We start from the raw sequence: 5569 nt of genomic DNA, 5'->3' as shown, positions 1-5569 counted from the left end.
TCTGCAACAAGAATCTGATCCAGAATCTTCTAATGTCAACTTATCAGTAATTACGCGGCGGATCGACGTTCGCTTCGGTCAGTGGGAAAGGAAAGAAAAGCCGTGAAACATCCGCGCGATTATTTAATGGATAACCATGTCGAAAACGTTTCACCGGAGCAATTGTCGCAGATTGTCGGCCTAAACCCGTTCCATTTAACGCGTCTATTTTCTGCGGAACTGGGATTGCCTCCCCATCTTTTTCAAACTCGGGTGCGAGTCCTTCAAGCAAAGAAACTGATCAAGCAAGGATGGATCATTTCCAATGTTTCACAGGCCACGGGTTTTGCAGACCAGGCCCATCTCACTCGTCATTTCAAACGCCTCTAGATGTTACACCGGGAGCCTACTCAAAAGGTCAAGAACGTTCAAGACTCTCGACTTTCCCCTTTCTAAAATTCTGCGTTGAAGACGTCCGGTAAACTCGAGCGTTGGGCCGCTTTCATGTAGCGGCCAGGAGGTGATTGAATGAAATTAGCTTTGGTTGTTTTCTTCCTTTCCATCTTTATACTGTCGACGACGCTGCAAGGGGCAGAGGCCAACAATCCATCAACGGATCTCGCAAGCATTACGTCTGAATATTCCGACGTGTTAGCCTTGAAGGGAACTGCCAAGCAGGAAATTCTTGCTATTGCACGCATTCTGCGCGCGAAACCCGAGATGGCAATTGATCGCACAGTAGCGGCGGGAGAATATTGCCTGAAATCTGGCTTAGGAACAATGGTGCATTTCGCCTCGGATGCAGGCGTCACCAGAGAAGATGTCGTTTACGAATTTGATGCTACAGAGCTGATCAAGGCCGGACTAAATCCCGAGCGCCTTGCGAAACTGCCGTCTCTTGGTGGCATGGAGCCTGGTAGGTGGTACTTTCTGCCGCTCGGCAATGTTGACCCGCATCACCACCACACGATGTCGGCTCCTACTATCGCCATTTCGATAGACGTGAAGTAATGGCATAGTTTCGATGGGAATATGCTCGATCTTGAAGCCTTGATCCTTGATCTTCTAGCGTGAATCAGTTCACATTCGCGCTTATTTTCCGATGTTATAGAAACCTGGTTTCAGCGAGGGTTCCGTACCAACGATCATTTGCCTTCGCCTGCGCTTCCAGCAACGATGGAATTGCAGATTGCCATGAGTCAAGGATTACAAAGAACCAATTAGATCCCGATGCGAAGTAATTTCCCTCCTCATCCAGCCAGATAGGAGATGGTGAAAAATCGAGACCCACAATCCAGTACTGGGTAACAAGCTTTCGTTCGGTGCCTGATGTGATCTCCAGCGGCCCGATTTTCCGTATTGAAGCCTGTCCCCTCAGGAAGCAGATTTATGGGTCCACCTTTTCGCAAAAGAGCTTGCGCAAGGATGCCAGTTTCTTCGGGAACGGAGTCTAGCGTGATATAGAAATAATCCTGATTTTGCAGCTTCGTTTTACCGGTTTCCGCCTGATTTTTCCATTCTGCTTGTGCACCCTCCATAACAAAGCGTTCTTCCACCGCCGCTCTTATGTAATTATTCCCGCTGGTTTCTATACGTAAGGGGATGTAATTTGGCGTCAATAGTAACCGTGTGGCTAGTTTTGGGCCTCGGCCGCGATCGTTGAATTCAAAAGAGACTCGTCTCTCCGTTTCGGATACGATTTCCGTGATCTGTGTTCCTGCCTGATTCCCTGCAACAAGAACGACATAACGAACTGTTTTTGTATCCGCGTACGATGGACTATTCATAAAAAAAACCAATAACAGAAATGCAAATAGCTTTTTCATAATTTGCATGAAAACACCTCTTTCATTCATTATCAGTTTTGTTTTAAAGAACTGACGCTTAGCTTCCTGCTGAGTGTTTGTGGCCCGAAATACAACACGATGAAAATGACCGTAATCCACAGAGGAATGATTGTTAAATCCATCCATAGACGGATCGTCCCGCTATTCTGACGCGGAAAGAGAAACAACAAAATATTTTTGCATTCAACGTCGTGTGCAGGACAACAGCAAGGAAGACGCTCCCTTTTGTGTTGTTGTAGAGCCAGGTAAATAGAAACGAGAATCCCGTAGTGAAAAGAAGATATTTTCCTACTGTCAGGAATGTCACAGGTTCGGCGCTTATCATAGTCCCGGCGAGCGCCAAAAAAGCGGAGTATGCCAAAACGTCCATATAATGCCGATCATTATGCTACATACGAATGCACTATATCTTTGTTGTAAGCGAGGTAACAAATAGCCCTGCCAACCAAGCTCTTCACGTAGGTGCGACTTTAGCGGCGAAACCTCCACTTGGAAGTTAATTGGTTAATTTTCGGTAATGGAAATTTTAAGGTTAACGAGGAGATTCAAAATCCAATTCGATCGACTCTGCCTTGAAGTTATCAGAATGTGAGATCTCAGAGTTTTGATTTTGTTCTGAGCCCAAACACCACATGACATCCGGCTCAAATGTTAACCAGGAGATTTCGCGCAGTTTGAAGAACGCTTCAATTACAGTTTCTCCTGCAGCCTCCGTCAGCAGGTCTGAAATACCACGAAAGAAGAGTCAGTATTAGAAGCAACAACCGGGGGGAACTATCGGACGAACAAAAAATGAATACGAAACGTCTTGTATATCGAATATTGAATCAAACGCCTGAGATCCCTACCCAAAGACCACTCCGGATATGGCCCGGCGTCATCAGCGCCATCATTCTATTGATACTCCGGTCTGTTCTTCCAATAGTTTATCCGGAAAGATTGTTCGCCAGTATTCTGGGAGAACTTATAGGCTGCGTACTCATCTTGATTTGGTGGTTATTCTTGAGCCGGTCGCCGTGGTCGGATCGTTTGGGCGCTATTGTGTTGATGATTGTAGCGGGATACGCCGCATCGTGCTTCGTTCACATATCGCTTTCGGGGATGTTGTTCCCGATTTTGCTGATCCCGACTCTATTGATCGCCCTGGTTGCTTGGGCGTTTGTCAGCCGTAAACTTTCATTACTAGCACGGCGCGTGGCGATGGTTTCGACAATTCTGCTTGCCTGCGGAGTGTTCACGCTCATCCGAAGCGGCGGTTCTTCATGGGGTTTACATCAGGATTTTGCATGGCGGTGGACAGAGACTGCTGAGGAACGAATGCTGGCCGAAACTCGAAACGAACCGATGCCCCACATCCCCACGCCTCCGAAGAAAGAGCCAGAAAAAGAGCCGGTCGTTGAAAAGACAGAACCAACACCTGTTCCGATAACGCAGCAGCCGCACAAAGAACAGACACAAACACAAGCAAACGATACACCGGTAACTACTACAGTTACTGAACCGGAAGAGAATCCAGCCGAATGGCCCGGCTTTCGCGGGCCCAAACGCGACAGCATCATTCGAGGCACGCGCATCAAAACGGATTGGTCTGCGTCACCGCCTGTTGAAATGTGGCGACGTCCGATTGGTCCGGCATGGTCCTCGTTTGCTGTGCAGGACAATCTGATATACACGCAGGAACAACGCGGTGAAGAGGAAGTTGTCGCCTGCTATAACCTGAAAACTGGAGAGCCGGTGTGGAGACATACTGATACCGCCCGCTTTTGGGAGGCTACTGCCGGCGCCGGTCCGCGCGGAACGCCAACTTTCAACAACGGCCGCATATATGCATTTGGCGCGACGGGAATTCTAAACGCGCTCAACGCAAATGATGGAACAAAAGCGTGGTCGCGTAATGTCGCATCCGATACCGAAACGAAAATTCCAACCTGGGGATTTTCCAGCTCACCTTTGGTAATCCATGATCTGGTCATTGTTGCAGCAGCAGGTCAACTGGTGGCCTATGATCGTTCCACAGGTGCATTGCGCTGGTTAGGTCCCGAAGGTGGTAGCGAATACAGTTCGCCGCATCTTGCAACCATAGATGGAGTCGAGCAGATTCTGATGCTGCACAAACCCGGAGCCACCAGCATCGATCCTAAAAGCGGCAAGCAACTCTGGCAATTCGCATTGCCCGCAGGCGCTCGCATCGTGCAGCCGGGACTTACGCCTGATGGCGGTGTCGTTGTTAGCGAAGGCGATTCACACGGGTTGCACCGCATCAACGTTAAAAATGGACCGAACGGATGGACAGTTCAGGAACAGTGGAACACAATTGGGCTGAAACCTAAATTCAGTGATTTCGTCGTACACAAGGATTTCGCGTACGGCTTTGATGGAAGTATTCTTTCCTGCATCGATCTCAAGGATGGCACTCGTAAATGGAAAGGAGGTCGTTATGGCAGTGGCCAGATGTTGCTGTTGTCCGATCAGGATATCTTGCTAGTGCTATCGGAAAAAGGTGAACTGGCACTGGTGAAAGCAACACCGGATCAATTTACAGAAGTATCAAAGTACCCTGGAATCAAAGGCAAAACCTGGAACCACCCGGCTTTAGTGGGTGATATCTTGCTCGTTCGCAACGCCGAAGAAATGGCCACCTTTCGCCTCCCCCTAGCCAACAAGTAATGAGTTTAATGTAAATAAGTAATTTCCTGATGCTATATCATTGAGATTATGGATACGTCCACTTTCCTTTCGGCGCTAACGATTGTTTTCGGCTCAATCACAGCTTGTGTAATTGTGCCTTTTTGGTTGCGCCATAGACGGGAGCTGGCACGAGAAAAGTTGGAGCGATCGAAGAATATACAAGAGGATTCTCAAGTGAAGCTTATCCGGGAACGATTAGAGAATCTCGAGGCCCTCATGTGTCGCCTCGATTCAGAGATGAACTCGCGGTTGGAGCGCTCGTTCAGCATGCTCAAGATAGCAACTGGTTCTATCCTCCCTGGTGATAGCCGGACGCCAACATCTTTCCTCAATGTCAGCTCGGCACTGGAGGACCGATATCAGATCTTGAAAGAAATAGGGCGTGGCGGCATGGGGATTGTGTTTCAAGCCTATGACAAGCAACTGAAGGAGCAAGTGGCGATCAAAATACTTTCGCCTGTACTCAGCAACGATCCTGATGCGATCGAACGGCTCATGCGGGAGGTCTCCTCTGCCCGTCGTGTCACCCATCCTAATGTCATCCGGATCCACGACATCTCGGAACACAATGATCTGCACTTCATTTCGATGGAGTTCTTTGAAGGAATGAGTCTGAAGGATTACATCAAGAAAATCGGGCCGCTTTCACTAATGCATGCTCTCAACATTGCTTTACAAATCTGCGACGGACTAGAAGCAGCGCATCGACAAGGTATCGTCCATCGGGATCTCAAATCGCAGAACATCATCATAAGCTCCTCTAGTCAGATCAAGATCATTGATTTCGGGCTGGCCCGCTCTGAGAATTTGGGTGGATTGACCGCTACCGGCTTGATTATGGGGACACCCGAGTACATGGCTCCAGAACAGGTCTCCGGCAAAAGCGTCGATGAACGCGCCGACATTTATTCCCTGGGGATCATTCTTTATGAAATGTTCACAGGGCGCGTGCCTTTTACTGGTGATTCTGCGATCGCAATCGGGTTCAAGCAGTTGAAAGAAGATCCGCCCAAGCCGCGCGACCTGAATGGACAAATTCCTCTAGAAATCGAAAG

General features: G+C 48.6%; 6 protein-coding genes. 4 read left to right on the top strand and 2 right to left on the bottom strand.

From position 1 onward, the window contains the following. Positions 1–102 precede the first annotated feature (102 nt). Together L0156_30525 and L0156_30520 are read left to right on the top strand one after the other, a co-directional pair. Positions 103–369 (top strand): AraC family transcriptional regulator, encoded by a 267-nt coding sequence (locus L0156_30525; GenBank protein ID MCI0607336.1) that lies wholly within the window; start codon positions 103–105, stop codon positions 367–369. A 138-nt stretch (positions 370–507) separates the two neighbouring features. Next, positions 508–990 carry a hypothetical protein gene (locus L0156_30520; protein ID MCI0607335.1) on the top strand — a complete coding sequence of 161 codons (483 nt, stop codon included), beginning with the start codon at positions 508–510 and terminating at the stop codon, positions 988–990. 239 nt (positions 991–1229) lie between these two features. Here L0156_30520 and L0156_30515 read toward each other — a convergent pair whose 3' ends face one another. Continuing rightward, positions 1230–1814 (bottom strand): hypothetical protein, encoded by a 585-nt coding sequence (locus tag L0156_30515; GenBank protein ID MCI0607334.1) that lies wholly within the window; start codon positions 1812–1814, stop codon positions 1230–1232. Positions 1815–2147: 333 nt separating this feature from the next. Further along, positions 2148–2315, bottom strand: a complete 168-nt coding sequence (locus L0156_30510; protein ID MCI0607333.1) for a CPBP family intramembrane metalloprotease — start codon at positions 2313–2315, stop codon at positions 2148–2150. A 303-nt stretch (positions 2316–2618) separates the two neighbouring features. Between L0156_30510 and L0156_30505 the strand changes: the two genes are divergently transcribed. Both L0156_30505 and L0156_30500 read left to right on the top strand, forming a co-directional pair. After that, positions 2619–4493 carry a PQQ-like beta-propeller repeat protein gene (locus tag L0156_30505; GenBank protein MCI0607332.1) on the top strand — a complete coding sequence of 625 codons (1875 nt, stop codon included), beginning with the start codon at positions 2619–2621 and terminating at the stop codon, positions 4491–4493. 195 nt (positions 4494–4688) lie between these two features. Beyond that, a partial coding sequence (locus tag L0156_30500) for a serine/threonine protein kinase (GenBank protein ID MCI0607331.1) occupies positions 4689–5569 on the top strand: 881 nt, incomplete at its 3' end.

The sequence above is a fragment of the bacterium genome (genome assembly GCA_022616075.1).
Taxonomy (GTDB): domain Bacteria; phylum Acidobacteriota; class HRBIN11; order JAKEFK01; family JAKEFK01; genus JAKEFK01.
The sequence above is the reverse complement of the archived record's forward strand: the minus strand, read 5'-3'. Positions and strand labels throughout refer to the sequence as shown.